Origin of the sequence: Ruoffia sp. FAM 20857, assembly GCF_045528645.1 — a bacterium.
GTDB classification, from domain to species: domain Bacteria; phylum Bacillota; class Bacilli; order Lactobacillales; family Aerococcaceae; genus Ruoffia; species Ruoffia halotolerans.
This window is the reverse complement of sequence record NZ_JBGQRB010000080.1, coordinates 1-4,298: the sequence shown is the minus strand read 5'-3', so window position 1 is coordinate 4,298 and position 4,298 is coordinate 1. Positions and strand designations below refer to the sequence as shown.

General features: G+C 32.7%; 3 protein-coding genes and 2 pseudogenes. 1 reads left to right on the top strand and 4 read right to left on the bottom strand.

Features of this window, described 5'->3' with window-relative positions; translation table 11 throughout:
• Window positions 1-224: 224 nt before the first annotated feature.
• From ACEN4N_RS11100 to ACEN4N_RS11085, 4 genes and pseudogenes are all read right to left on the bottom strand, one after another.
• Window positions 225-461, bottom strand: a pseudogene (locus tag ACEN4N_RS11100) (ATP-binding protein); the annotation flags it as partial.
• Window positions 462-584: 123 nt separating this feature from the next.
• Window positions 585-1,604 (bottom strand): site-specific integrase, encoded by a 1,020-nt coding sequence (locus ACEN4N_RS11095; RefSeq protein WP_407090579.1) that lies wholly within the window; start codon window positions 1,602-1,604, stop codon window positions 585-587.
• A complete protein-coding gene (locus ACEN4N_RS11090; RefSeq protein ID WP_407094242.1) occupies window positions 1,591-2,586 on the bottom strand; it encodes a tyrosine-type recombinase/integrase in 996 nt (331 codons plus the stop codon). The genes ACEN4N_RS11095 and ACEN4N_RS11090 overlap by 14 nt, the downstream gene beginning before the upstream one ends.
• Window positions 2,583-3,788 (bottom strand): site-specific integrase, encoded by a 1,206-nt coding sequence (locus ACEN4N_RS11085; RefSeq protein ID WP_407090576.1) that lies wholly within the window; start codon window positions 3,786-3,788, stop codon window positions 2,583-2,585. The genes ACEN4N_RS11090 and ACEN4N_RS11085 overlap by 4 nt, the downstream gene beginning before the upstream one ends.
• A gap of 128 nt (window positions 3,789-3,916) precedes the next feature.
• Between ACEN4N_RS11085 and ACEN4N_RS11080 the strand changes: the two are divergent.
• Window positions 3,917-4,156, top strand: a pseudogene (locus ACEN4N_RS11080) (ATP-binding protein); the annotation flags it as partial.
• Window positions 4,157-4,298 lie beyond the last annotated feature (142 nt).

Here is a 4,298-nt window from a genome sequence, read left to right as displayed (position 1 = left end):
TTTACTGGAGAGAGTTTTCGTTTGAAAAATGCATTATCAAAAAAAGAATAATTAAAAGGAAAAAATTGGATGGCTATATTGTGTACTTTTCGTTGCAATACTATGTACTTCAAATTTGCAAAACACACCACTAAAGAAATATCCCATAACCACTGTGATTTAAGTTAGTTATGGGATATCTTTACATAATCCATAGGATTATATTAGTTTTTCATAGTAATATCCTAGAAGTTATTGGATAAACCCAGTCGTTCACGCATAGATGTTTCACCATCGATAGTGATGGTGTAGGAATTATGAACAATCCGATCAATAACTGCTTCGCCTGTTGGTCCACCTCCCAACTTAGAATGCCATCCAGCAGTGTTGAACTGGGTACAGAAGATCGTAGATATCGTCTTTTCCCTTTTTTCTATGATTTCCATGGTCAAGTATAGTTCTTCTTCTGTTAAGTCATGAAGAAGCCACTCATCTTATGAAAAGTTAAATATTATGTAAAGTAAGGCGCTGAAACTCTAATTTCAACGCCTTTTGAAGTAAGTTTCTTTTCATAATAAAGAGTCTTAATTCTCATATTTTTAACTCTAAATAAATTCTTTCAACCAATCTAGTAGAACTTCTTTGTCATTTGTAGTCAATGTTTCTTCTGGAAGTACATTATTGCTAGCTGCTTCGATTGCTTTTCGTTTAATTTCTGGATTAGCTTTCGCATAGATTTCCGTTGTTGAGACGGATACATGACCTAAAAAGTCTCGAATATAAATCAAATTAACATTTGCTTCTAGTAAGTGCATTGCTTTACTATGCCTTAAGGCATGAGGTGAAATTTTCACTGGGAAATGATTAGAATTGTTTATTCGCGCTATTTCAAAGTGTTTTTTAAGAATATATCCTATGCCAGCACGACTGAGTCTTCTTTTCTGTTTATTAAAAAAGACTGGAATTTCAAGGTTTTCTTCATCCAATAATTGGTAATTATCTATATAAGATTTTATAATATTTACTGTCTGTGGGGTAATTGGTATTACACGTACTTTTTGTCCTTTGCCAAGTAACTTTACAGTTGCTGGAGAAGACAATCTCAAATCACAAACATTTAGATCTATCATTTCCTGAACCCTTGCACCTGTATCATACAAAAGCGTCAAAATGGCTAAATCTCTTTTTCCCTCTTTAGTTTTACTATTTGGAGTAGCCAAGAGCTTTCGAATTGCATTAATTGTTAAATAGGTCATTTGTCCTGTATTTTGAACTTTTTTTGCCTTAATTGAAAGGATAGAGTTACATCTCTCTATGTTCTCAGGCGTTTCAATTTGTAGAAATCGGAAAAAAGATTGAAGTGCAGCAAGCCTTTGATTCCGTGTTTTGATGGAGTATCCTTTTTTATCTACTAGCCAATTCAGAAAATCTTCTATAAAGTCTTTATTTATATCGGTAATTTTCATTTTTTCGGGTTTCAAATTAAGAACTTTGGTGCAGTATCTTAAGAAAATAGTGAATGCATCCCGATATGACTTTACTGTATTTTCACTATAGTCCATTCTTGATGGAATGTATCTAAGAAAGTATGAGGATAAATATTTGCCGAAATTATATTCTTTCATCTTCATTCACCTCCGGAAAAACGCCCTGATACATTTCAGCAGTTGAATTAATGATGATACCGTAGGTATCACTTGACAGCCGTAGATATTGTTCTGTACTTATAATATCACGGTGTCCCATATACGTCTGTAACATTGGAAGCGCAGAATAAATATCTTGCCCTTGACTAACCATTTTTTCCAAAGAATGAACTGCAAAAGTGTGTCGTAAATCATGTATCCTGGGATGAACAGATTCAGAAGAAATTATTCCAGCTTTAAGTAATATCCTTCTAAAATTGTTTAATATCGTTTTACTTTTGTATTTTTGAGTATCAGGAGCCGGATAAAAATGCCCTTCAATTTTCATATTAAATGTCATTTTTTTGGCATAATTACGACAATAATCCGTTAACGTTTCTGACATAGGAACAATCCGGGTTATATTGTTTTTGGCTTTATTTACTGTAATTACACCATTTTCTAAGTTGATATCTGTTTTATGCAAAGTTAAAGCTTCGTTAATCCGTAATCCGCATCCGTATAACATTCGTAAGAGCATTGGATAAATGAGATTATCATGTTCACTATTCTCTGCCAAGCATAAAGTGTCAACTATCGCCCAAATATTTGACATTTCTTTGTGTGTAAAGATATATGGGGCAAAATTATCTCTTATTTTAACAAACTCATTTTTCGGAAATACATAGAAATTGAATTCTAATGTGTTCATGAACAGTGCAAACTGTCGAATAGTACTCATCCTCTGGTGCTGTGTTTTAGTGGATTCAGTGCCTCGTTTACTCACATAATCATTCACCATTTTTTTTGTGAGAATAGGATTTTTAAGTTCATATGTTTTAAAAAAATTATCAATCTGCCTTAATCTGTAATAGGATGACACTTGAAATTTATAACCTAACCCTTTTTTATAATCAACATACATAGTGCAATAACTAGCGAAAGGTCCATTAAAGATATACTCTTTTTCTGTATCTATCATGAAGGTACCTCCAGACCAACGGTTCGGAGCTGTTCGGTATCGATACGAAGATACATCTTAGTCGTATTCGAATTTTCATGGCCTAGTATTCCTGAAATAATAGGTAATGGGGTGTTATCTTGTAAAAGGTTACTTGCCAAACTGTGTCTCATTGCATGAAGACCATGTTTTCTATTTTTAGTTTCAATTTGAGCAAGTTTCAAGTATTTGTTTATAATACTCCAAAAGACATTTCCTTTTTCAAAACGCCCATAAGGCGTTCTGTGCCTAATAAAAATATGAGGATCATCACAGATTGGTCGACCATTTTTCAAATAATCAATCAATGCATATTTTATATTATCACTCAGTGGTAACTGCAAGAAATTCTTTGTTTTCTCTTGAATATATTCAATTTTTTCTAAATGCCATTTAATGTTATCCGTCTTTAATTTTCTAATATCACCCGCTCGCATTCCTAACTGAATGGCCAGTAGTAAGACAAGATAATCGCGCCGACCAACAGCTGTACTTCGGTCTACATGATAAAGCAATACTCTAATTTCTTCAGATGTATAATACGATGGTAATTTTTCTAGCTTATTTGATCGAATAATTGGCAACAGCTGATTTAAATGATAATTATTGTAATTACCGGTGTTTAGAAAGTTTAAAAAATCTCTCAATGTGTATAGAATAGTCTCTTTTGTGGATACTGCATAATTTGTCATTATTGATTCGATATACATCAAAATATTTTTAGACTGTATCTTTGAAATATCAGAGATTTCATTTGTTTTCAAAAAATGAAGAAATCGAATAATAATAATTTGTTTTCCTTGAATAGTTCGATCTGTCAGATTTGATTGTTTTAGATTTTCGACATAACTCATAAGAATGTCAAAGTAACAGTCGGGTACCTGAAGTCCCTTTCTTTGATAGCATTTATTGAATGTATCATCTTTCAAAAAATCGTTTAAAACTTTAATTGATCGGACAGTAAATCTTTGATACGGCGTTAAGTCAATATCAAAATCAACTCTATAGTGATTCGCCAAGAATTCATACCCAAATTTAAGAGTGAAGTCTTGAATGTTTTTTAAGTCGGCGTATTTTTCGAAGCAATTCCAACAACTTTTATAGCGAGTTTTTGTCCCTTCAGAGTACCCTAATTCATCTAAATGCATAGTCGCTTTCCTTATTAAACTTCCAATAGTATCCATTATTTCGTCCTCCTTTTAGAATAAGGATACTATATTATGTATAGTTAGAAACACAAAAAGCTTACAAAACCAACAGGACTTGAATCTAGCTTTACATAATAAATAACTTTTCATAAGATGAATGGCTCTTATATGAGCTCACAAGTGAAGAATCCACATTACTCCTGGAAATTATCAACGCTCGTTATGAAGCGCAGAAGTCGAATATTTACTGTTCCCAGTTCGACTTTCCGGGTTGGTATGAGAAACTAGGAGACGGTACTTTAGCAGAAGCTATCCTTGATCGAATTATACATAATTCTTATGATGTACTTATAGATGGAGATATTTCGATGCGTGAAAAGCTAGGTTTAAATCAAGATAACTAGACCAATGGTCTTTTTAGGGAGTGTCAATAATTATGTGTAAATGAAGTACTCCTTCTATAAAATCGATTTATTAATTTGTTAATCTTTCAAACATTTTTTCTAGCTCTGCTTCAGCTTGTTGGAAGCCGCGGTGAATCCGTGT